Origin of the sequence: Paenibacillus sp. FSL R7-0312, from assembly GCF_038004445.1 — a bacterium.
Taxonomy (GTDB): domain Bacteria; phylum Bacillota; class Bacilli; order Paenibacillales; family Paenibacillaceae; genus Paenibacillus_AQ.
On the sequence record NZ_JBBORE010000001.1, the window covers coordinates 321,360 to 342,683 of the forward strand.

Here is a 21,324-nt window from a genome sequence, read left to right on the forward strand (position 1 = left end):
AGCGTACTTTTTCCGGCACAGGCCGAACCGCCGATCCAATAGATTACCTGCTATTAAGCTATTCGACACCGAATTGCCGCCGTTCCTGCATCAATCTGCCATTTCACCGCCGAATTCCCCACACAAGCACTTTTTTTGTTAAAATAGAAATGTCGGCGCAATTACGGGCAATCCGGCGCCAGTCACTGAAACGGAGGCATTACCTGTGGATTATATTATTCTGGACATCGAATTCAACGGCCGCAAATTTGCCAGTGAGCACCCTATGGAGGTCATTGAGATCGGAGCTGTCCGTCTAGACGCTTCATTGCAATATAAGGGCGAGTTCTCTGCCTTAATCAAACCCATATACTTCTCCACCCTCAATTCCTTTATCAAGAAAAAAACCGGCATCCCCCAAGAGGATATCGATGTCGCCGACCGGTTCCCGAAGGTGATAGCCGCCTTCAGAGCCTGGCTTGATCAGAGCACGGACGGCGTGCTGCTGCTGACTTGGGGCGGCGAGGATATGAAACGGATCATCCAGGACGTGCGGATGCACAAAATCGATGATGCCTACTGGATGGAAGCGACCTACTTTGATCTGCTCAAAGGCGTGCTCCGCGCCCGCGGCCTAAGCAATGACATCAGCGTTGAAGGCGCTATGGCCCTGTTCGGCCTTGAGCCTTCAGGCTCTGCACACCGCGCGCTGGACGATGCCAAGATGACGGCCGATATTTTCCGTGCGGTCTTCAATGAACTCGATTTCGGGCGCTCTCAGCACTATATCGACACCTTCTCCAACGCCAGAGAACGCAAGACCGTCAAGATCGCCATCAAAGCCATGACCTCCCAGAAGATCGTTCCCACCTGGGAGCTTGTGGCCGAGCATTACTTCCCTGCTGAAGATGCTCTGGCCGATCCCCGGAAGCTAGCGGAACTGCAGGCGTATTTCGCCGCCCAGGTCGGCAAGAAATAGACATCTCGCATGCTCTGCCCGACAGCGGCAGTTTCCTAGCAGCAGCTACGGAGACTGCCGCTGTTTGCTGTTTGCTGTTTGCTGTTAGTTGTTAGTTGTTAGCTGTTAGCTGTTTGGGAGGTTATCCGGTTATCCGGCCAGCCCTCGGGTTATCCTAAAATTAGGATTTGACATTGCCGTTACGTGAAGGTGTAGAGTAGTTTTTGTAAGCAGCAGCTTACACGGCGGGGACGCTAGAGCACGTCCATGCTGTATACGCCAAGACAGAGTTGGAGGCTGAAATGACAATGGAGTACACTGTTCAGAAGCTGGGAGCACTCGCGGGAATCAGCACGCGGACACTGCGGTATTACGATGAATTCGGGATTCTGAAGCCGGCCAGAATCAATTCCTCGGGATACCGCATCTACGGCCAGGCCGAGGTGGACCGGCTGCAGCAGATTCTGTTTTACCGGGAGCTGGGCTTAAGCCTGGAGGGAATCAGGGAGATTGTCACATCACCTTCCTTCGATGGAGCCCGCGCGCTGCGCGAGCACCATGACAAGCTGCTTCAGCGGAGACAGCAGCTGGACCAGCTGATCGCGAACGTCGAGCAGACACTTGCACACACAGAAGGGAGAATCATAATGAGCAATGATGAGAAATTCGCAGGCTTTAAGCAGAAGCTGATTGACAATAACGAGCAGAAGTACGGGCAGGAGATACGGGAGAAGTACGGCGAAGACGCCGTAGAGAAGTCGAACCGCAAGCTGAAGAACATGACCGAGGAGCAGTATGCTGCCATCCAGCAGCTTGAAGCAGACATGTTCGCTTCGCTGGAGCGGGCAATGGAGGACGGAGATTCGGCGGGTGAGCTTGCGCAGAAGGCAGCTGATCTGCACCGCCAGTGGCTTAGCTTCTACTGGGATACCTACACCAAGGAAGCTCACGCAGGGGTAGCGCAGATGTATGTCGATGATGAACGCTTTACCGCCTATTACGACAAACGCCGTCCTGGACTGGCCGGGTTCCTGCGGGATGCAGTACATGTCTACACTGGAACCAAGCAGGAATAAGGAAACCAAGGAATCCACACTAACACTATATCGCCTGAATTTCCATACAACTGGAGCTCCCGTTTGTTAACGAATAAGATACGGGTTCACAGAGTCCTTTAACTTCATTTATACACTTGTAGCGTTTTAACGCTACAAGTGTATTTGACATTCCTCTAAGTCATTTTCGAACCTCGTTCTCCATTTCTTTGTAATACCTAATCTTACTGGCGACCTTGTCCAGATTCTCACCAAGCTTATGCATCTGCTGCTCAACCCTGCTCTGGTGGGCTTCCAGCATAAGCCGCCGCTCATAGACGGTAGATGGCCCTTGACTGCGCAGATTGGAATACCGCTTCATTTCACGGATCGGAATATCCAGCTCCCGCAAAATAACGAGGAATTGTACCCAAGAGACATCAGCCTCCGAATATACCCGATAGCCCTGTTCATTCCGCGCCACATTCTCCAGCATCCCTTCCTTCTCGTAATACCGCAGCGTATGTGCCGACAGTCCCGTAAGACGGGACATTTCCTGAATTGTTAGTAAGTTCTCCATTGCCCAATCTTAGCACACCAAATGAAAGGTTGCATTAGAGCGCGCTCTAAGCTGTAACCTGAATACAGGACAACAAAACGAAATTAAATGGAGGTTAACCTATGACTACAGAACGTTATGAACGTGGTTGGAAGAAGCTGATGGAGGTGGATGGTACTGGAGGAGCAAAGGTAATCGAATCCCTAAAAGACATCTCTCCCGATCTTGGGAAATTTGTGATCGAGTTTGCCTTTGGGGACATTTACTCCCGTGAAGGGCTGGATTTGCGGCAGCGGCAGTTAGTAACCCTATCCTCCCTGACAACACTTGGCGGCTGCGAGCCCCAGCTCACTGTTCACATCAATGCCGCCCTTAATGTAGGACTTTCCCCAAAAGAGGTTATCGAGGCCATTCTGCACTGCGTGCCATACGCCGGATTTCCGCGTGTGCTTAATGCTACTTTTGTGGCCAAAGAGGTATTTATGGAGCGTGGACTGGAAATAGACAGCAGCAGCCTCCCTGAGTTGTAGCTGTTTGCAGGTATGTCGGGGTGCCGTACTGAAAGACCGAGTATGATATGCCATCATTCCACAAGGGCGGCCTTTATATTTCGAAAAAGGATGCTCCCGCCATTTCACAGGCCCGGGAACATCCTTCTCTATTCTTGATTATAAGCTGCGGTGCAGCAGCTCCAGCACACTGCGCAGCTCGGCAACAGCCACCTGCCCCGGTGCCGAAGGCTTATGTGCAGCGCCGAAGGTCAGCGCTGAGCCGAAGATTTCACCGGCAAGCCGGCTGATTACACCCTCACCAGCCATCGACATCGTAATGATCGGACGGTCCGCATACTGCTCCTGCATCTTGTTTGTCGCTGCCAGCAGGGTCAGCACATCCCCCGCACTCTGCGGCATCACAGCAATCTTCGGCAGATCTCCGCCTAGCTCCTGTGCTCTGCGCAGCCGGGAGACGATTTCATCCTGTGACGGCGTCCCATGGAAATCATGATTCGATACAATCACGAATACCGCATTACCATGCGCTGTGGCAATCAGCCCGCGGACCTCCTGTTCCTCGTTAAACAACTCCACATCCACAATATCAACGTATCCGCTCTCCACAGCAGCTTTGTTGAGCCGGAAGTAATATTCCGTGGAGATTTCCTTCTCCCCGCCCTCTTTGGCGCTGCGGAACGTGAAGATCAGCGGAACCTCCGGCAGAATACGCTGGATTTCCTCCAATACCTCCGTTACCGCTGCGATATCCTCCACTTGGCTGAAGAAATCGCTCCGCCACTCCACCACATCCGGAGCCAGAGCCTTAAGGGCCTCCGCCTCTTCCCGAAGCTCGGATAACGTTGTTCCGACCAGCGGAACGCAGATTTTGGGCATCCCCTCCCCGAGGGTTACATTCTTAACGGTTACTGTACCGCTCATCGTTCCAGCTCCTTAGGTATCAGGCTAAGCCTGTGAATTAACCGCCCGGCCCGCTTATCCGCAGCATTCCGTGTCTGGTTAGTTAGACAATCCTGCACAGAATACAACAATCCCCGCAATATATTAACCAGAATCCTTATACAGAATGAACTTACGAATCTCAAAGGACCGTTTACACGTTCCTTACGCTAAATCTACTGTGCGCCCGGCTCGGCATCAGCAGCTTCCTGCAGGAACTGCTTCACCTCTTGCAATCTTGGAAGCGAAGGAATCGCTCCCGCTTTGCCAACCGCCAGTGCACCGACCGCATTCGCGAATCTGACCGCTTCATCCAGCGTTTTCCCGCGGGTAAGCTGCCAAGCCAATGCCCCGTTGAAGGAGTCGCCCGCCGCCACTGTATCTACAGCTTGTACCGGGAACCCGGGAACATGCAGGCTGCCGGCGGCATTCACAATCAGCGCCCCTTTGGAGCCCAGTGTGACAATAATATGCTGAACCCCTTTTTGCAGCAAAATCCGTGCCGCACGCTCCGCATCATCCACACTCTCTACCGAAATACCGGCCAGAATGCCCGCCTCAGTTTCATTCGGAGTCAGGTAAGTCACATGATGAAGCAATTCATCTCCGAGCGGCTGAGCCGGTGCCGGGTTGAGGATCACCGGAATTCCATGGCGGGAAGCAACGGCAGCCGCAGCCTCTACCATAGTCAGGTCCGTCTCCAGCTGCATGACGACAATTCCGGCTTGGCGGATAACCGGTTCAAGTGCTTCAATATCAGCCGGCTTCATCTCGACATTCGCACCGGGCACCACGATAATCCGGTTCTCGCCTTCTCCGTCCACCACAATGGAGGCGACTCCTGTAGCCTGTGACTCACTCTGCGTGATATATCCGGTGTGAACCTGCTCCTGTGTCATAACCTCCAGCAGTCCGCTGCCAAAAGAGTCCCGGCCCACTCTGCCGATCATGGTTACCTCTGCGCCAAGTCTGGCTGCAGCAACGGCCTGATTGGCACCTTTCCCGCCGGGGGACAATGCGAACTCCTGGCCAAACAGCGTCTCGCCCGCTTCCGGAGCCCGTTTCGCGCGTACTACCATATCCATATTCAGACTTCCAATTACGACTATACTCAACATGAACACCACCACTTGGTTTATTTCCATTGTTTCTTCGCCATTAAGGCTACCTTCTCCATGGAAGGGACGGCACCGGCGTTACTGGTTGTTATCCTCTTATCTTATGGCCTTCAGCCGGGTTAATCAAATTTTTATGAATGGAAGCTTTGAAGAATTTTTTATCAAAACTTCGTTGTGCTTTTTAAAGACAAATGTGCTAGAATAGGTGTGCAATCGCTTCCAGAGCCTAACATATTATTTTGAGCAAACGTTTGCATCTTAGATAAAGCCTGCAGCTTGGCCAATAATAATCTAAATCATATTTAGGAGGCTTATCAAGTGAACGAGAACCAACTGCCGTCAGTAGCTTATTTCAGCATGGAGTACGGGCTCCATTCCGACTTCAAAATGTACGCCGGAGGCCTGGGCATTCTGGCCGGAGATTACATCAAAGGTGCCAAGGATATAGGAGCTCCCGTCATCCCCATCGGACTCAAATGGAAACAAGGCTACACGGACCAGAAAATTGATGCAAACGGCAATCCGTACGACTCCTACCATAATTATGAGTATGAGTTCCTTGAAGATACCGGCGTCAAGGTTACGGTAAAAGTCAGAAAAACCGATGTCGTCTGCAAAGTGTGGAAAACAGAGCATTTCGGCAACAGCCCGCTTTATCTGCTGGATACCGATATTCCCGAGAACAGTGATGCCTGGATTACAGGCCAGCTCTATGGCTGGTTCGGGGAAGAACGCATTGCCCAGGAGATTGTCCTGGGGATCGGCGGCGTCAAAGCCATGCGTGCTCTGGGAATTCCGGTTGATGTCTATCACTTCAACGAGGGGCATGCGGCCCTTGCTGCAATTGAGCTGATCCGTGAGAAGATGTCCGGCGGCAGTACTTTTGAGGAAGCCTGGAAAGCTACACGGGAAGAGGTTGTGTTCACTACACATACACCGATCAAGGAAGGTAATGAGACCCATCCGCTCGACCGTCTGGAGTACATGGGTGCATTTAACGGCTTAACCCGCGCGCAGATGGAGCGGATCGGCGGAGAACCATTCAACATGACGGTGGCTGGACTGCGCCTGTCCCGTATCTCTAACGCCGTTGCCCAGCTCCATGCCGACACCGCCAATAAAATGTGGAAAGAGGTCGCCGGCCGGTCCGAGATCATCGGCATTACCAATGCAATTCATACGCCTACCTGGGTGGATGAACGGATGACGCGTGCTTTTGAAGAAGGCGGCGACCTGTGGGCTGTGCATAAGGAGATCAAGCAGGAGCTGATCAGCTTCATCGAAGAGCGTTCCGGGATTGCCCTGAATGCAGACAATCTGCTCATTGGCTTCTCCCGCCGCGCGGCTCCCTACAAACGCAGTGACCTGATCTTCTCCCAGCCCGAGGTGATTGAGCCTTACCTGGAGAGCGGCAAAGTTCAGATTGTCTTCTCCGGCAAAGCGCATCCGCTAGATGATAACGGCAAGAGAATCGTCAGCAACCTCGTAGCCATGATGAAAAAATACCCAAAAAGTGTAGTTTTCCTGGAAAACTACGATATGACCATCGGGGCCCAGCTCACCCGCGGCTCCGATATCTGGCTGAACAATCCGCGCAGACCGCTGGAAGCCAGCGGAACCTCCGGTATGAAGGCCGCCATGAACGGCGTCCTCAACTGCTCCATCCTTGACGGCTGGTGGCCGGAGGCCTGTATAGACGGCGAGAACGGCTGGCAGATCGGGGACGGCTTTGAGACTACTGATTTTGCTGTACTTGACCAGCACGATAGCGATGCCCTGTATGATACACTCCTGAACCGCGTTCTGCCGACCTTCTATGAGAACAAAGACAAGTGGGTGCAGATGATGCACCGCAGCATTGAGACCACCCGCACCGAGTTCGCCACCAAACGCATGCTGGATGAATACTATAACCGGATGTACATCAAAGGCTGATTCGCGTCGCAGTTCTGCAGCTTCCTCCTATATGCCCTTTCTTCGTTCCCTCCTGCCCGCTTTAGCGGGCGGGAATTTTTAGGTTTCACGAGTCTTTAGTTCATATTCTTTATCTTTAATAACATTAATCATCTTCATTTAATCTGCTTTTCAGCGGAATTCCGGGCAAATATCCTACTCTTAGTGAAATCAGTTTCCCAAACCAATTTTTTTTGGCTGCTTGTCCAATTCCGACAATATTTTCAGTTCACTTAGGTTACAGTGATACTGTGCTACAAACGTTTGCACAATAAGGTAGGCGATGAGCGGCTAGAAGTTCCCGGGAGTTCATTTAGGCCAAACACGCACAAGTGAAGCAGGTAAAACCACTACAAAGGGAGATGGGCAAATGCAATTGCAACGAATGGGCAGCTTCAAAAAAGTAGGTATCGGCTTGGGGACTCTGCTTATGGCTTCTGCGATCAGCTTAACCGGAGCCAGTGCTGCCGGAAATCTTGTTCCAGTGATGACCTCCAACACAAGTCCGGCGGGTACCGCCTCCGCCAGCAGCGAATGGGCATTCCATGAAGCCTACAAAGCTTTTGACCATGATTACAGCACCTATTATTCCACTTCCAGCGGCAGCTCAGGATATCTGCAATACAGCTTTGGCACTTCCAAAAAGGTACGCAGCTATAGGCTTACCACCTCATCCCAGCCTCAGGCGAATGTGCCAAAAACCTGGACCCTACAGGGCTCCAGTAACGGCGGCAGCTGGGTCGTTCTGAGCAGCCAGTCCGGCCTTTATTATCCGGGTTCCTCTTACTACTTCAACCTCTCTTCAACAGGTGACTATACCAGCTACAGGCTGGTCATTACCGCCAACAACGGCGCTTACTCCACTTCTATAGGCGAGCTGGAACTGTACGAATAATTAACGCTCACATCTGCTTATTTGATACAGGCCGCTTTCCTGACTGATGGCAGCAATAGAGACCCTCTTACGCCTAACGTAGAGGGTTTTTGACGTTGTCACCTTACTTCTTCAGCTTCATACCTCCCTTTCCCTCTCTCTCGCTCTTGCCCTTGCCATCCAATATTGCGAGATATATTCCGTGCCCAGAGGCAGTCCGCATTATCATGATCACAACTTCTTCCGCATATAGTTAATTATAATAATTATAAAAAAGGATTGATTTTATTTAATTTTTTGTTATTATAAAACTTATACTTAATCTAAAATCAAATCCTAATACGAGGTGACTGTATTCATGAGTGAGAGCAATAACAAACTAACGACAAGCTGGGGTGCCCCGGTAGGTGACAACCAGAATTCTATGACAGCCGGTTCCCCCGGACCCACTTTGCTGCAGGATGTTCATCTGCTGGAGAAATTAGCCCATTTCAACCGGGAGCGTGTTCCTGAACGTGTCGTCCATGCCAAAGGCGCCGGTGCCCATGGTTATTTTGAAGTCACCAATGATCTCTCCCAATATACGAAGGCTTCCTTCTTGTCTGAAGTCGGCAAACGCACACCGATGTTCATCCGCTTTTCCACTGTAGCCGGAGAATCGGGATCTTCCGATACCGTGCGCGATCCGCGCGGCTTTGCCGTGAAATTCTACACCGAAGAAGGCAACTACGACCTCGTCGGCAACAATACACCTGTCTTTTTCATCCGTGATGCAATTAAATTCCCGGACTTTATCCATACTCAGAAACGCCATCCGCAGACGCATCTGAAGAACCCGAACGCTGTGTGGGATTTCTGGTCGCTCTCCCCGGAATCCCTGCACCAGGTTACCATTCTGATGTCTGACCGCGGCATACCGGCCACCCTCCGTCATATGCACGGCTTCGGCAGCCATACGTTCAAGTGGGTGAATGCAGAAGGCGCGGCAGTATGGGTGAAATACCATTTCAAAACAGAGCAGGGCGTCAAGAATCTCGATGTTAATCTGGCTGCGCAGATTGCCGGCGATAACCCGGATTATCATACAGAGGACTTGTTTAATGCGATCGACAAAGGGGATTTCCCCGCCTGGAGACTGCATGTGCAGATCATGCCTATAGAGGATGCTGACACCTACCGTTTCGACCCGTTTGATGTTACCAAGGTATGGTCCCAGAAGGATTACCCGCTGATTGAGGTGGGCCGCATGGTGCTGGACCGCAATCCGGAGAACTACTTCACCGAAGTAGAGCAGGCTACCTTCTCTCCGGGATCATTTGTGCCAGGGATAGAAGCCTCTCCTGATAAAATGCTCCAGGGCCGCCTCTTCGCCTACGGCGACGCCCACCGCTACCGGGTAGGAGCGAATCACAACCACCTGCCGATTAACCGGCCCATCGCCGAGGTGAACAATAATCAGCGGGACGGCGCGCTGAATCACACTAATAACGGCGGAGGCTCCGTGTATTACGAGCCTAACAGCTTCGGCGGGGCAACTGAATCGCCGCAGGATAAACCGGCTGCTTTTGCAGTCTCCGGCCAAGCCGATAGTGTCCCTTATGATCACAACGATCATTTCACCCAGCCGGGTGATCTCTATCGTCTGCTGGGTGAAGAGGAGCGTGCCCGGCTCGTACGCAATATTGTAGGCGCGATGACTCCTGTCGAGTCAGATGAGATCAAGCTTCGCCAGATTGGCCATTTCTACAAAGCTGATCCGGAATTTGGCCGGCGTATTGCGGACGGGTTGGGACTGGTGGTACCGGAGTAACTCCACTTGCACCCTTCAGCGCACAGAAACCCCTGACTTCATAAGTCAGGGGTTTCTTGGGATCATCGTATTTGCATTTTTCTATGTATATTCCCTAATAATACACATTCATCCACTGCTCCAGCTGCTGCCTCAGTCCCTGTCTCGCGGATGCCGGCTCAAGAATCTCGGCGTTAGGACCATATTGCAGAATCCACTTGATAAATTCCTTGTCATTATTGACAGTGACTTCAAACAGCAGACTTCCGTCTTCTTCGTCGGTCATCCGTGGATGAACGAACAATTCCTCTTCTTTGATGTAACGTGCTACCTCCGGATGAAACCGCACTTTGAAGGTCGTATTCTTATTGCCCCGGTCGATCGACCAGGTGTTTTTCAGATACTGTTTAATATTAAAATCCCTTTTGTCGAAGGAGGTATCCGTCACCTCAACCTGCTGAAAACGGCTGATGCGAAACGTGCGGATTGCCCTCTTCAGGTGGCAATAGCCAATCAGATAGAATCTCTGGTCACGCGGAATCAAATAATAAGGATCAATCTCCCGCTGCGTTGTCTCGTTCCGCAATTGCGAGTGATAGACCGTACGAATCCGCCGTTGTTCCATAATCGCCCCGATCAGCGGCTGCAGGAAATTCCGGCTCTCCTTGCGGTACGCAGGCTTGCCCATTTGAATAATATCTGAAATATTCTCAAGCATTCCATTCTGTTTGGATTTCTCCTTCAGATGTGTGCCCATGACTTTGTCAAAGGCAGATAGAAAACCTGGGGGGATTTTGCCGGGAGCCAGCACGGAGGGCAACAGAGAGAAAGCCATCGCCTCCTGCTCGGAGAAATCCAGCGGGTATAAGAAGAATTTCCCCATAAACTTATACCCCGTTCCTCTCCCCTCATTCATCACCGGTGCAAAATGACTGATCACATCCAGGTCCCTATAAATCGTTCTAATATTCACCTCGCACCGGAATGCCAGATCCGCAGCCGTAATCCCGGGATTCGACTGGATGGCGTTAATAATCTTGAAGATCCGTATTACTTTGTCTGTCATAATAAATGCTCCTCAACTTCCAAGTAAATAGTGCCTGTACTTCCATAGTTCTAATATAACAGGTCTATATAAACATGACTGTCTGCAAAATATAGCATTACCAGCCCATAGGGCGGCCACCAGCATATACTATGTATTTTTAGTAAGTAACACTTCCGCCCCACACTAAAAAAACACAACAGCATCAACCTGTCGTGTCCCTGGAATAAAACAAACAAAAACCCTTGAATATCAAGGGTTTCTGCAACTATTATTTAAGCGGGTGATGGGAATCGAACCCACGCTATCAGCTTGGAAGGCTGAAGTTCTACCATTGAACTACACCCGCAAAGGTGAAATATCGGGATGACACGATTTGAACATGCGACCCCCTGGTCCCAAACCAGGTGCTCTACCAAGCTGAGCTACATCCCGTAAATATAAAAGCTATACTGCAAAGTAATAATGGCGCGCCTTGAGAGATACGGATGCTTCGCATCCGATTGCGAAGTTATTCTATCGAAGTCTATGCTCCAACGAACTCGTTCGAATCTGGGGACACTTTGATGATCCAATGAAGTTATAAATGGCGCGCCCTGAGAGATTCGAACTCCCGGCCTTTTGATTCGTAGTCAAACGCTCTATCCAGCTGAGCTAAGGGCGCAAAATCTATATGGAGCGGACGACGGGAATCGAACCCGCGACCCTCGCCTTGGCAAGGCGATGCTCTACCGCTGAGCCACGTCCGCAAAAACATGGTGCGCGTGAAGGGACTTGAACCCCCACGTCGTGAAACGCCAGATCCTAAGTCTGGTGCGTCTGCCATTCCGCCACACGCGCACACTTTATAAGAAAATGGTGAGCCATGAAGGACTCGAACCTTCGACACCCTGATTAAAAGTCAGGTGCTCTACCAACTGAGCTAATGGCTCTCATAAGAGAAATAAACATAAATGAAATGGCTGGGGATATAGGAATCGAACCTATGAATGACGGAGTCAAAGTCCGTTGCCTTACCGCTTGGCTAATCCCCAATATTAATAATTAGCAGACACTACGGAATCGGGTGGATACTCTATACTTCGAGATATAGGATGCTCAATCCCTGATACCTTCATACAATAAAAATGGCGGAACCGACGGGATTCGAACCCGCGATCTCCTGCGTGACAGGCAGGCATGTTAGGCCAACTACACCACGGTTCCAAATTAATTGCGGGGGCAGGATTTGAACCTGCGGCCTTCGGGTTATGAGCCCGACGAGCTACCGGGCTGCTCCACCCCGCGTCAATGTTAAAGATCTATTCTGTTAAAGATAGATGGTGGAGGCTGAGGGGTTCGAACCCCCGACCCTCTGCTTGTAAGGCAGATGCTCTCCCAGCTGAGCTAAGCCTCCATGTATGACTCGTATGGGATACTCTCCACTCCGTTACGAGATTGCGATGTATTCCTTACGATGCCTATGCTTCAACGAACCCAGGGAATTCTCATCCCATTAATCGAAGAAGAAATTGGTGACTCGTATGGGATTCGAACCCATGTTACCTCCGTGAAAGGGAGGTGTCTTAACCCCTTGACCAACGAGCCATGCTGTTTAAAATTGTCTTTCTCATCCCTATACAGAGAAGGTAAAGCTACGGAGAGAGAGGGATTCGAACCCTCGAGACGCTTGTGGCGCCTACACGATTTCCAATCGTGCTCCTTCGGCCAAACTCGGACACCTCTCCAGATGGCTCCCCGAACAGGACTCGAACCTGTGACAACTCGATTAACAGTCGAGTGCTCTACCAACTGAGCTATCAGGGAATATGGTGGGCCTTAGTGGACTCGAACCACTGACCTCACCCTTATCAGAGGTGCGCTCTAACCAGCTGAGCTAAAGGCCCGTTCTCATACACCTATTTAACTAATAAGGGCAAAAAAAATACCACAGTGTGTGTGGATTGTCCGCTTGGCGGCGTCCTACTCTCCCAGGACCCTTCGGTCCAAGTACCATCGGCGCTGGAGGGCTTAACGGTCGTGTTCGGGATGGGTACGCGTGGAACCCCTCCGCTATCGCCACCAAACGGGCATTTACAGCGTAAATGCTTCAGGAATTGATTCCTGAAAACTGAATCCGAAACGAATCTGCGCTCTAAGAAATTTGGATAAGCCCTCGACCGATTAGTATTGGTCAGCTCCATGCATTGCTGCACTTCCACCTCCAACCTATCTACCTCGTCGTCTTCAAGGGGTCTTACTAGTTGGGAAATCTCATCTTGAGGGGGGCTTCACGCTTAGATGCTTTCAGCGCTTATCCCGTCCGTACGTAGCTACTCAGCCATGCTCCTGGCGGAACAACTGATGCACCAGCGGTACGTCCATCCCGGTCCTCTCGTACTAAGGACAGCTCCTCTCAAATTTCCTGCGCCCACGACAGATAGGGACCGAACTGTCTCACGACGTTCTGAACCCAGCTCGCGTACCGCTTTAATGGGCGAACAGCCCAACCCTTGGGACCTACTTCAGCCCCAGGATGCGATGAGCCGACATCGAGGTGCCAAACCTCCCCGTCGATGTGGACTCTTGGGGGAGATAAGCCTGTTATCCCCAGGGTAGCTTTTATCCGTTGAGCGATGGCCCTTCCATGCGGTACCACCGGATCACTAAGTCCGACTTTCGTCCCTGCTCGACTTGTAGGTCTCGCAGTCAAGCTCCCTTATGCCTTTGCACTCTGCGAATGATTTCCAACCATTCTGAGGGAACCTTTGAACGCCTCCGTTACTCTTTAGGAGGCGACCGCCCCAGTCAAACTGCCCGCCTGACACGGTCCCCGTACCCGCTTAGGGTACTAGGTTAGAACCTAGATACGATCAGGGTGGTATCCCAACGGCGCCTCCGCAGAAGCTTGCGCTCCTGCCTCAACGGCTCCCACCTATCCTGTACAGATCGTACCCAAATTCAATATCAAGCTGCAGTAAAGCTCCATGGGGTCTTTCCGTCTTGTCGCGGGTAACCTGCATCTTCACAGGTATTAAAATTTCACCGGATCTCTCGTTGAGACAGCGCCCAAGTCGTTACGCCATTCGTGCGGGTCAGAATTTACCTGACAAGGAATTTCGCTACCTTAGGACCGTTATAGTTACGGCCGCCGTTTACTGGGGCTTCGGTTCACAGCTTCGGGTTTAACCCCTAACCACTCCCCTTAACCTTCCAGCACCGGGCAGGCGTCAGCCCGTATACTTCGCCTTGCGGCTTCGCACAGACCTGTGTTTTTGCTAAACAGTCGCTTGGGCCTTTTCACTGCGGCCCCCTCGGGCTATTCACCCTACCGAGGCACCTCTTCTCCCGAAGTTACGAGGTCATTTTGCCGAGTTCCTTAACGAGAGTTCTTCCGCGCGCCTTAGAATTCTCTTCTCGCCTACCTGTGTCGGTTTGCGGTACGGGCACCTTCTCCTGGCTAGAGGCTTTTCTTGGCAGTGTGAGATCATGACCTTCGCTACTACAATTTTCGCTCCCCATCACAGCCCAGCCTTATTGATGTGCGGATTTGCCTACACATCAGCCTCACTGCTTAGACGGACACATCCATCAGTCCGCGTCACTACCCTCCTGCGTCACCCCATCGCTCATAGCGGATTACGGTGGTACAGTAATTTCAAACTGTTGTCCTTCGACTACGCCTTTCGGCCTCGCCTTAGGTCCCGACTTACCCTGAGCGGACGAGCCTTCCTCAGGAAACCTTGGGCTTTCGGCGGATCAGATTCTCACTGATCTTTTCGTTACTCATACCGGCATTCTCACTTGTATGCTGTCCAGCGCTCCTTACGGTACACCTTCAACCCACATACAACGCTCCCCTACCCCAGATACAAAGTATCTAGCCATAGCTTCGGTGGTGTGTTTAGCCCCGTTACATTTTCGGCGCAGAGTCACTCGACCAGTGAGCTATTACGCACTCTTTCAATGGTGGCTGCTTCTAAGCCAACATCCTGGTTGTCTGTGCAACTCCACATCCTTTCCCACTTAACACACACTTGGGGACCTTAGCTGATGGTCTGGGCTGTTTCCCTTTTGACAATGGATCTTAGCACTCACTGTCTGACTCCCGGCAAGAAGTTAATGGCATTCGGAGTTTGACTGAGCTTGGTAACCCTTGCGGGCCCCGCACCCAATCAGTGCTCTACCTCCACCACTCCATTCACCGAGGCTAGCCCTAAAGCTATTTCGGGGAGAACCAGCTATCTCCGAGTTCGATTGGAATTTCTCCGCTACCCCCACCTCATCCCCGCATTTTTCAACATGCGTGGGTTCGGGCCTCCAGTGCGTGTTACCGCACCTTCACCCTGGACAGGGGTAGATCACACGGTTTCGGGTCTACGTCCACATACTCATTCGCCCTATTCAGACTCGCTTTCGCTGCGGCTCCGTCTTCTCGACTTAACCTTGCATGTTAAACGTAACTCGCCGGTTCATTCTACAAAAGGCACGCCATCACCCAGTAATAGGGCTCTGACTTTTTGTAAGCACACGGTTTCAGGTTCTATTTCACTCCCCTTCCGGGGTGCTTTTCACCTTTCCCTCACGGTACTGTTTCACTATCGGTCGCCAGGTAGTATTTAGCCTTAGCAGATGGTCCTGCTGGATTCATACGGGGTTTCACGTGCCCCGCACTACTCGGGATCCGTCTCGGAGAGAACACAGTTTAGGCTACAGGGCTTTTACCTCTATCGCGGGCCTTTCCAGACCTCTTCACCTACCATATTCCTTTGTAACTCCATGTGAGACGTCCCACAACCCCAAGAGGCAAGCCCCTTGGTTTAGGCTGTTCCGCGTTCGCTCGCCGCTACTGACGGAATCACTATTGTTTTCTCTTCCTCAGGGTACTTAGATGTTTCAGTTCCCCTGGTCTGCCTCTGCGTATCCTATGTATTCAGATACGAGTAACTGCGAATTACCACAGCTGGGTTTCCCCATTCGGACACCCCCGGATCAAAGCTTGCTTACAGCTCCCCGAGGCAGTTTCGTTGTTCGCCACGTCCTTCGTCGGCTCCTGGCGCCTAGGCATCCTCCGTGTGCTCTTATTAGCTTAACCAATCGCTCCGGTATTGGCTCATTCGCTCATCTTGTTTTAAACAGCGCTTCCGGATGAATCCGTCCGCTAGTCTGTTTAAAGCCAAAAGTCGCTCATAATCCAAAACCATCGCTCAGCATGACTAATAACTATTTCAACTTGCTTACACAAGTTTCAGCTAAAAGATGTTCTAAAACGCAAATTCGTTTCGGTATCCAGTTTTCAAGGATCAAGGTGCTGAAATTTCGGGACAATCACGACTGTGATGTTCGAAAATTCAGACCGTTTAAAGATGAGAGCTTAAACTCTCAAAACTGACCAACGAGTGAGTGTTTGAACCCTAAGGTTCGTTGTGGAAGCTTTAGCTTCCGATTTGAATGTTTCCGTTGCAGGAAACGATTCTCCATAGAAAGGAGGTGATCCAGCCGCACCTTCCGATACGGCTACCTTGTTACGACTTCACCCCAATCATCTACCCCACCTTCGGCGGCTGGCTCCCTTGCGGGTTACCCCACCGACTTCGGGTGTTGTAAACTCTCGTGGTGTGACGGGCGGTGTGTACAAGACCCGGGAACGTATTCACCGCGGCATGCTGATCCGCGATTACTAGCAATTCCGACTTCATGCAGGCGAGTTGCAGCCTGCAATCCGAACTGAGACCGGCTTTGCTGGGATTGGCTCCACCTCGCGGTTTCGCTTCCCGTTGTACCGGCCATTGTAGTACGTGTGTAGCCCAGGTCATAAGGGGCATGATGATTTGACGTCATCCCCACCTTCCTCCGGTTTGTCACCGGCAGTCACTCTAGAGTGCCCAGCCTTACCTGCTGGCAACTAAAGTCAAGGGTTGCGCTCGTTGCGGGACTTAACCCAACATCTCACGACACGAGCTGACGACAACCATGCACCACCTGTCTCCGATGCTCCGAAGAGGGGCACTATCTCTAATGCTTTCATCGGGATGTCAAGACCTGGTAAGGTTCTTCGCGTTGCTTCGAATTAAACCACATACTCCACTGCTTGTGCGGGTCCCCGTCAATTCCTTTGAGTTTCAGTCTTGCGACCGTACTCCCCAGGCGGAGTGCTTACTGTGTTAACTTCGGCACCAAGGGTATCGAAACCCCTAACACCTAGCACTCATCGTTTACGGCGTGGACTACCAGGGTATCTAATCCTGTTTGCTCCCCACGCTTTCGCGCCTCAGCGTCAGTTACAGCCCAGAAAGTCGCCTTCGCCACTGGTGTTCCTCCACATATCTACGCATTTCACCGCTACACGTGGAATTCCACTTTCCTCTTCTGTACTCAAGTCACCCAGTTTCCAGTGCGACCCCAGGTTGAGCCCAAGGTTTAAACACCAGACTTAAATGACCGCCTGCGCGCGCTTTACGCCCAATAATTCCGGACAACGCTTGCCCCCTACGTATTACCGCGGCTGCTGGCACGTAGTTAGCCGGGGCTTTCTTCTCAGGTACCGTCACTCCGGTAGCAGTTACTCTACCGGACGTTCTTCCCTGGCAACAGAGCTTTACGATCCGAAAACCTTCATCACTCACGCGGCATTGCTCCGTCAGGCTTTCGCCCATTGCGGAAGATTCCCTACTGCTGCCTCCCGTAGGAGTCTGGGCCGTGTCTCAGTCCCAGTGTGGCCGTTCACCCTCTCAGGTCGGCTACGCATCGTCGCCTTGGTGAGCCGTTACCCCACCAACTAGCTAATGCGCCGCAGGCCCATCCCCAAGTGGCAGATTGCTCCGCCTTTCATTCTCTCTTCAGGAGAGGAAAGAAATTATCCGGTATTAGCTACCGTTTCCGGTAGTTATCCCAGTCTTGAGGGCAGGTTGCCTACGTGTTACTCACCCGTCCGCCGCTAAATTCATTTGAAAGCAAGCTTTCAAATGAACTCCGCTCGACTTGCATGTATTAGGCATGCCGCCAGCGTTCGTCCTGAGCCAGGATCAAACTCTCCAAATTGGTTTTAGAAAGAGCGATTGCTCATTTTGAAACATCTGACGAGAATTTTCATTCTCTATTTTGGATCTCGCCGAAGCGATCTCCAGGTACTCACTCGTTGTTCAGTTTTCAAAGATCAAGCTCGTTGTCAGCAACGACTACCGCGTCACCAGCAACTCTTATAATATATCACATCCAACCGATCAATGCAAGCTCTTTTTTTCAACTTCTTTTCGAGCTCGGCGTTGATGTTTCGCGGCCAGAAATAGAATATATCATGTATGGATTGTGATTGCAAGCATTTTTTTGAAACTATTTTGTACATTACCTTGAACTCCAGGTTCTTCACGGATTTGATCCAACAGGATAGAGAATATCCACAGAGTGAAGGCTTGTTCCTATCTCTAGCAGATTTACGGATTTAATTATTGTCCAGTAGCTCCAGCACATCCCGCCTCATGCTAAGCGGCGCTGTCTTAAGCGGAGTACCCACACGAGCCAGCATTTGAATCGTCTGACCTGGAGCGGCATACACGCTGTGAATTCCGCTGTACAGCACACTCATCTCCGGATATTCCTCCAGCACCTGGCTTAACGGCTGCATCGCCAGCCCCTCGAGGTGGGCGGTCAAGGTTAACCGGCTGTAGAGCATGCCGCTCCGGACCTGACTGATCCGGCTGTTGTCATCGCTGATAATTAGCGCGTACGCAGGTGTGCTGTTGACCGAAGCCGTTGTGGAGTTGATAAACTGCTTCGAAGCGGCTTTCCCTTCGTTCATGGATGGAAACAGAGTTACTGCACCCTGAAGGATATGGCGCATAATACCGCTAGTCCCCTGTCCTTCTACAGAGAATCCATCACGGAATTGATTCTTCTCCCGTTCATTGGCACGGAAGATCCGTGCGGATTCCTGCATCACAGAATCTACACCAGCCTCTATTACTGCCGCCTCCACGGCATAGTCCCCCAATATCTTCATATTGCCTGGATCCTGAGCAATATTCATATGTAGACCGCTGATATCATTAATACTCTGCAGTCCCTTCAATTGAGCTAGGCTGAGCTTATCGGAAGTATAAGGTCCCCTGTTGGTATCCGGCTGGAACAAATAATTGTAGAGCGGCGGCTGGCTCACCAGACTTATGCTATTGAGCGTAAGACGTGCAACTGGTTTGCTAGCCATACTCTCTTCCAGTCTGCTCTCATCATACTCGCCTTCAGGAAACAGTTTGATATCTACCTGATAACCCAGCTGTTGTCCTGCAATCCGTACATATTCCAGAAAGGTTCCCTGTGAAATCATGAACTGTCTTGCTTCAGGATCGACCGCCGGAGACAGACGTCTGTTGTCGGCATATAGCGTAAACACTTTATCATTCTTCTGATCCAGCTTGATCCGCCAAGGCTGCATATTATGCCCGCTTGCAGCCAGCAGACCATGTGCGGCCAGTCTCAATCTGGGATCTGTCATAGCTGCGGAGTAGCCCGGCTTCCAAGGCTGCAAGTAATGCTGCTGTCTGAAGACCCCGCTAAAGAGCATTAATAAGGCAAACACGGCAAGGACTAGCCCGGCAATAAGCGAAATAATTAGCTTCAATATTTTAATGCGCCTCTTTCCTTTCAATGGACCCGCTCCTCTAGACTTTTATAGACTCAAGCATCAGATGGAAGGCTGCCATTACGAGTTCATCCGGTGTTGTCGAATGCATCTGCCTGAGATAATTCCCCTTCTTCCGCGCTGTATTCAAAACACCGATCACACAAGACCACAGCACCAGCGCGGTTTGGACTGGATTCAGGCTTGTACGGATTACGCCCTCTTCTATCCCTTTGCGGGTTAGCCCGATTAAGTACTCTGTCATCGTCTCACCCAAGGCATAACATTCCTCTCTGGAGGCGTCCGTGATTCCCCTATCGAAGTCAATCTCTGCGGTCTCGTATTCCATAATGGCCTTGAAGTATTCCGGGTGCACTTTGCTGAAACGGTAAAAAACCTCGCCCATTTGCATAAGGCTTTCTATGGCATTAGCGGTCTTCGTCTCGAGCAATTCCTGCTGCAGCATCCCTTGCATCAATCTATAGCCCCTGATCATGATCTCAAAGTAAAGCTGTTCCTTGCTGTTGAAATATACATATAGCGTTCTCTTGCTGAACTCTGCCGCTGTAGCAATGTCATCCATGGTCGTATTCTGATACCCTCTGGCAAAAAAGACTGTCTCCGCTGCTTCTATAATGTCGTTCCTGCGAATCTCCTTCTCTTTCATTCTGCGTTCGACGCTTCCCACAGTCTCGCCCCCTCAATCTGCACCGCAATGTAATTAAGTAAACTATGAGTTTACTTTGCGCTTTTTGGGGTCCTGATGTCTGTGAGGTTGGTTACATTCGAAAGAAATAAGCATGCATGAGAAGAGTCCGAAGTGGATAAATTAACTACACCAAACGTAAGCGTATGCTTTCATAGCTATGCTTAACAACACTGAAGCTTATGCTTCCGGAGTGAGTTTTGTTCAATGTATATTCACTGGGGTTAAGCTGAGCAAACTTTTAGGAGGACCGCCGTAATGGACACTCATGAATTCGTGGAGAAATTCCAGGAGAATCAGCGGAAAGCGCTGAAGAACAGAAACCGGGGCAAAGGAACACCGGGCGCACGCCTTGCGAACAAACAGCACAGCACCAATAAATAGGCTACAACATTCAGCAAGAGCTGTATATCAAAAAGAGATGTCTGCAAGGACCAGTTCAGCTGGCTCTGCGGACATCCCTTTTTACTATGAGAACATGCTATAAATATGCTTCTGAAGATTTCTCTGTGTGTTCTATCTCTATAGAAGCAGTAGTGATTATTTATTCAACTTCGCAACGCTTACGGCTACTTTCTCGATTTGTGCTTTGCTGAGTGTTTTGTCAGGTGAGCTGATCGTTACAAACCGGTCTGCCAGCGCAAAGGTCAGCATAGCTGTATCTGAAGGTGTGTACCATTTCGCTTCAGTTCCGTTGGATAGCTTCACGGTAGTTCCGTCATAATCGTAAGAATAGTCACGCGGTGATACATTCACCCGCATTTTATTGAACAGGAAGCTCACGCCGTCATCGCCGCCTACAACCTTCTGGAACGCATCGCCGCTGATCATCTGTGCCGGAGCATAAGCGGTCTCGAAGCCTTCGAAGTTAGCGAACGCCTTGGTGATCTGTTCTTTTTGCGCTGCACTGTATTGTACTGCCGTTAAAGTGATAGCAGAACCGTTATCTGGTGTTGGTGTTGCCGTTCCGCTGCCCAGAATAACCTGGTTAGTAGAAGCATTGAAGGTTACCGGCACCTTCAGTGCATCCGCCAGCGCCCGGACCGGAAGGTAAGTTGTATCATTATAAGTAATTGGTGACAGTGTTTTGCCATTGCCGTCTACCGGCGTGTAAGCCGCTCCGTTTACTTTGAAGCCGATGCTGTGGTTCAGGTACGCGCTGATCTTCTGCATATTCGTTCCTGCATATACACCTGCTGAACCCGTAATAGCCATTCCGAATACCATGGTTGCTATGATCATTTTTTTGCTCTTCATTATTA

14 protein-coding genes, 14 tRNA genes and 3 rRNA genes are annotated in these 21,324 nt (G+C 50.9%); 7 read left to right on the top strand and 24 right to left on the bottom strand.

What is annotated here, in order from left to right:
- Positions 1–205 precede the first annotated feature (205 nt).
- On the top strand, positions 206–958 hold the full coding sequence (locus MKX70_RS01365; protein WP_039310164.1) for a 3'-5' exonuclease: 753 nt from the start codon (positions 206–208) through the stop codon (positions 956–958).
- 287 nt (positions 959–1,245) lie between these two features.
- Positions 1,246–2,013, top strand: a complete 768-nt coding sequence (locus tag MKX70_RS01370) for a MerR family transcriptional regulator (RefSeq protein WP_340841610.1) — start codon at positions 1,246–1,248, stop codon at positions 2,011–2,013.
- A 160-nt stretch (positions 2,014–2,173) separates the two neighbouring features.
- Here MKX70_RS01370 and MKX70_RS01375 read toward each other — a convergent pair whose 3' ends face one another.
- On the bottom strand, positions 2,174–2,551 hold the full coding sequence (locus tag MKX70_RS01375) for a MerR family transcriptional regulator (RefSeq protein ID WP_042232664.1): 378 nt from the start codon (positions 2,549–2,551) through the stop codon (positions 2,174–2,176).
- A 101-nt stretch (positions 2,552–2,652) separates the two neighbouring features.
- Here MKX70_RS01375 and MKX70_RS01380 point away from each other — a divergent pair, with 101 nt between their 5' ends.
- A complete protein-coding gene (locus tag MKX70_RS01380) occupies positions 2,653–3,060 on the top strand; it encodes a carboxymuconolactone decarboxylase family protein (protein WP_042232662.1) in 408 nt (135 codons plus the stop codon).
- A 138-nt stretch (positions 3,061–3,198) separates the two neighbouring features.
- On the opposite strand, the gene aroD is transcribed toward MKX70_RS01380, so the two are convergent.
- Both aroD and rbsK read right to left on the bottom strand, forming a co-directional pair.
- A complete protein-coding gene (gene aroD, locus MKX70_RS01385) occupies positions 3,199–3,963 on the bottom strand; it encodes a type I 3-dehydroquinate dehydratase (protein WP_340839408.1) in 765 nt (254 codons plus the stop codon).
- A 194-nt stretch (positions 3,964–4,157) separates the two neighbouring features.
- The gene (rbsK, locus tag MKX70_RS01390) at positions 4,158–5,126 is read right to left on the bottom strand and encodes a ribokinase (protein WP_340839409.1); all 969 of its coding nucleotides are present in this window, start codon (positions 5,124–5,126) and stop codon (positions 4,158–4,160) included.
- Positions 5,127–5,417: 291 nt separating this feature from the next.
- On the opposite strand from rbsK, the gene glgP reads away from it, so the two are divergent.
- The 3 genes from glgP to katA all read left to right on the top strand — a co-directional run bounded on the left by glgP (position 5,418) and on the right by katA (position 9,736).
- Complete coding sequence (gene glgP / locus MKX70_RS01395; RefSeq protein WP_340839410.1) at positions 5,418–7,034, top strand: alpha-glucan family phosphorylase; 1,617 nt, start codon at positions 5,418–5,420, stop codon at positions 7,032–7,034.
- 388 nt (positions 7,035–7,422) lie between these two features.
- Entirely contained in the window at positions 7,423–7,947 is a 525-nt protein-coding gene (locus tag MKX70_RS01400; protein WP_042232656.1) for a discoidin domain-containing protein, read from the top strand.
- A gap of 337 nt (positions 7,948–8,284) precedes the next feature.
- A complete protein-coding gene (gene katA / locus MKX70_RS01405) occupies positions 8,285–9,736 on the top strand; it encodes a catalase KatA (protein WP_042232654.1) in 1,452 nt (483 codons plus the stop codon).
- 94 nt (positions 9,737–9,830) lie between these two features.
- Here katA and MKX70_RS01410 read toward each other — a convergent pair whose 3' ends face one another.
- The 20 genes from MKX70_RS01410 to MKX70_RS01505 form a co-directional block, all read right to left on the bottom strand.
- Positions 9,831–10,781 carry a helix-turn-helix transcriptional regulator gene (locus MKX70_RS01410; RefSeq protein ID WP_042232652.1) on the bottom strand — a complete coding sequence of 317 codons (951 nt, stop codon included), beginning with the start codon at positions 10,779–10,781 and terminating at the stop codon, positions 9,831–9,833.
- A 257-nt stretch (positions 10,782–11,038) separates the two neighbouring features.
- A tRNA-Gly gene (locus tag MKX70_RS01415) sits at positions 11,039–11,109 on the bottom strand.
- 12 nt (positions 11,110–11,121) lie between these two features.
- Positions 11,122–11,195: transfer RNA gene (locus MKX70_RS01420), tRNA-Pro, on the bottom strand.
- Between the two features lie 152 nt (positions 11,196–11,347).
- Positions 11,348–11,424: transfer RNA gene (locus MKX70_RS01425), tRNA-Arg, on the bottom strand.
- A gap of 10 nt (positions 11,425–11,434) precedes the next feature.
- A tRNA-Gly gene (locus tag MKX70_RS01430) sits at positions 11,435–11,509 on the bottom strand.
- A 7-nt stretch (positions 11,510–11,516) separates the two neighbouring features.
- Positions 11,517–11,600: transfer RNA gene (locus MKX70_RS01435), tRNA-Leu, on the bottom strand.
- A 16-nt stretch (positions 11,601–11,616) separates the two neighbouring features.
- Positions 11,617–11,692, bottom strand: a tRNA-Lys gene (locus tag MKX70_RS01440).
- Between the two features lie 27 nt (positions 11,693–11,719).
- Positions 11,720–11,794 (bottom strand) — tRNA-Gln (locus tag MKX70_RS01445).
- Positions 11,795–11,888: 94 nt separating this feature from the next.
- A tRNA-Asp gene (locus MKX70_RS01450) sits at positions 11,889–11,966 on the bottom strand.
- Between the two features lie 7 nt (positions 11,967–11,973).
- Positions 11,974–12,047 (bottom strand) — tRNA-Met (locus MKX70_RS01455).
- 33 nt (positions 12,048–12,080) lie between these two features.
- Positions 12,081–12,156 (bottom strand) — tRNA-Val (locus MKX70_RS01460).
- 116 nt (positions 12,157–12,272) lie between these two features.
- Positions 12,273–12,347: transfer RNA gene (locus MKX70_RS01465), tRNA-Glu, on the bottom strand.
- 50 nt (positions 12,348–12,397) lie between these two features.
- Positions 12,398–12,487: transfer RNA gene (locus MKX70_RS01470), tRNA-Ser, on the bottom strand.
- A gap of 3 nt (positions 12,488–12,490) precedes the next feature.
- Positions 12,491–12,566, bottom strand: a tRNA-Asn gene (locus tag MKX70_RS01475).
- A gap of 3 nt (positions 12,567–12,569) precedes the next feature.
- Positions 12,570–12,646 (bottom strand) — tRNA-Ile (locus tag MKX70_RS01480).
- A gap of 63 nt (positions 12,647–12,709) precedes the next feature.
- Positions 12,710–12,826, bottom strand: a 5S ribosomal RNA gene (rrf, locus tag MKX70_RS01485).
- A gap of 77 nt (positions 12,827–12,903) precedes the next feature.
- Positions 12,904–15,834, bottom strand: a 23S ribosomal RNA gene (locus MKX70_RS01490).
- 388 nt (positions 15,835–16,222) lie between these two features.
- Positions 16,223–17,780 (bottom strand): 16S ribosomal RNA (locus tag MKX70_RS01495).
- Together the 16S, 23S and 5S rRNA genes with 14 tRNA genes alongside form the textbook arrangement of a ribosomal RNA operon.
- 400 nt (positions 17,781–18,180) lie before the next feature.
- The gene (locus MKX70_RS01500) at positions 18,181–19,356 is read right to left on the bottom strand and encodes an Acg family FMN-binding oxidoreductase (RefSeq protein WP_231637767.1); all 1,176 of its coding nucleotides are present in this window, start codon (positions 19,354–19,356) and stop codon (positions 18,181–18,183) included.
- Positions 19,357–19,396: 40 nt separating this feature from the next.
- Entirely contained in the window at positions 19,397–20,044 is a 648-nt protein-coding gene (locus MKX70_RS01505) for a TetR/AcrR family transcriptional regulator (protein WP_052415974.1), read from the bottom strand.
- Between the two features lie 276 nt (positions 20,045–20,320).
- Here MKX70_RS01505 and MKX70_RS01510 point away from each other — a divergent pair, with 276 nt between their 5' ends.
- Positions 20,321–20,446 carry a DUF4023 family protein gene (locus tag MKX70_RS01510; protein ID WP_076248006.1) on the top strand — a complete coding sequence of 42 codons (126 nt, stop codon included), beginning with the start codon at positions 20,321–20,323 and terminating at the stop codon, positions 20,444–20,446.
- A 156-nt stretch (positions 20,447–20,602) separates the two neighbouring features.
- Here MKX70_RS01510 and MKX70_RS01515 read toward each other — a convergent pair whose 3' ends face one another.
- Positions 20,603–21,319 (bottom strand): stalk domain-containing protein, encoded by a 717-nt coding sequence (locus MKX70_RS01515; protein WP_042232648.1) that lies wholly within the window; start codon positions 21,317–21,319, stop codon positions 20,603–20,605.
- Positions 21,320–21,324: the final 5 nt, after the last annotated feature.

Excerpts from the sequence above, each read along its gene's own strand:
- MKX70_RS01370 (WP_340841610.1), top strand. The coding sequence starts at position 1,246 with ATGGAGTACACTGTTCAGAAGCTGGGAGCACTCGCGGGAATCAGCACG.
- MKX70_RS01375 (WP_042232664.1), bottom strand. The coding sequence starts at position 2,551 with ATGGAGAACTTACTAACAATTCAGGAAATGTCCCGTCTTACGGGACTG.
- MKX70_RS01380 (WP_042232662.1), top strand. The coding sequence starts at position 2,653 with ATGACTACAGAACGTTATGAACGTGGTTGGAAGAAGCTGATGGAGGTG.
- aroD (WP_340839408.1), bottom strand. The coding sequence starts at position 3,963 with ATGAGCGGTACAGTAACCGTTAAGAATGTAACCCTCGGGGAGGGGATG.
- rbsK (WP_340839409.1), bottom strand. The coding sequence starts at position 5,126 with ATGGAAATAAACCAAGTGGTGGTGTTCATGTTGAGTATAGTCGTAATT.
- MKX70_RS01400 (WP_042232656.1), top strand. The coding sequence starts at position 7,423 with ATGCAATTGCAACGAATGGGCAGCTTCAAAAAAGTAGGTATCGGCTTG.
- katA (WP_042232654.1), top strand. The coding sequence starts at position 8,285 with ATGAGTGAGAGCAATAACAAACTAACGACAAGCTGGGGTGCCCCGGTA.
- MKX70_RS01410 (WP_042232652.1), bottom strand. The coding sequence starts at position 10,781 with ATGACAGACAAAGTAATACGGATCTTCAAGATTATTAACGCCATCCAG.
- MKX70_RS01510 (WP_076248006.1), top strand. The coding sequence starts at position 20,321 with ATGGACACTCATGAATTCGTGGAGAAATTCCAGGAGAATCAGCGGAAA.
- MKX70_RS01515 (WP_042232648.1), bottom strand. The coding sequence starts at position 21,319 with ATGAAGAGCAAAAAAATGATCATAGCAACCATGGTATTCGGAATGGCT.